We start from the raw sequence: 588 nt of genomic DNA on the forward strand, positions 1-588 counted from the left end.
TCTAAGCTATTTTGAAGCGCAGCATTAAAAGACGGATTCTGTCCAACCATATCACCAGAAGCCACTCTTCCAAGATTACTTGCTGCCGACGTTGGATTGTAAATTGTATTCATCAAAGAGCGATTTTGATAATGCTGTGGAATACTTCCAAGACCACCAATTCCATAGCGCGTTTGATAACTTAACGGCGCTACACGAGGACCACCATAAACATTCCCACCCGCCCCTGTATCATACAGATTATACGCATCCGCACCACCTCGCTTAAAGACATTCTGCATCCAAGCGGGAGGGGCACTTGTCTGCACCTGCTTCTGTTCTGTCGTTGCTGGTCTACTGCTCCCCATGTCACAATTCCTTCCTATAATAAAGCATATCTATGCCATAACCTTGTTTGTTTAGTGCACGTTTCCAACCTAAACGACCCAAGATCTCTATCTCAAAAGCCCCATTCTCACGCGCCCAATCCTCTACAAATGGCAAATTGTCAACTTGATCAAGAACGCCCTTCCCACTACATTCACAAATCAGAGCGCGCTTCTTTCCTAAAACTGTCTGCTGTATCTGGGTCGTGAATGCCGCTAAAAA

The 588-nt window shown here is 45.4% G+C and carries 2 pseudogenes; both read right to left on the bottom strand.

The features are described 5' to 3' along the window. Positions 1–347, bottom strand: a pseudogene (locus ACFIO3_RS15195) (hypothetical protein); the annotation flags it as partial. Between the two features lies 1 nt (position 348). After that, a pseudogene (locus tag ACFIO3_RS15200) lies at positions 349–588 on the bottom strand (hypothetical protein); the annotation flags it as partial.

Source organism: Bartonella sp. AD328YNZD, assembly GCF_042196425.1.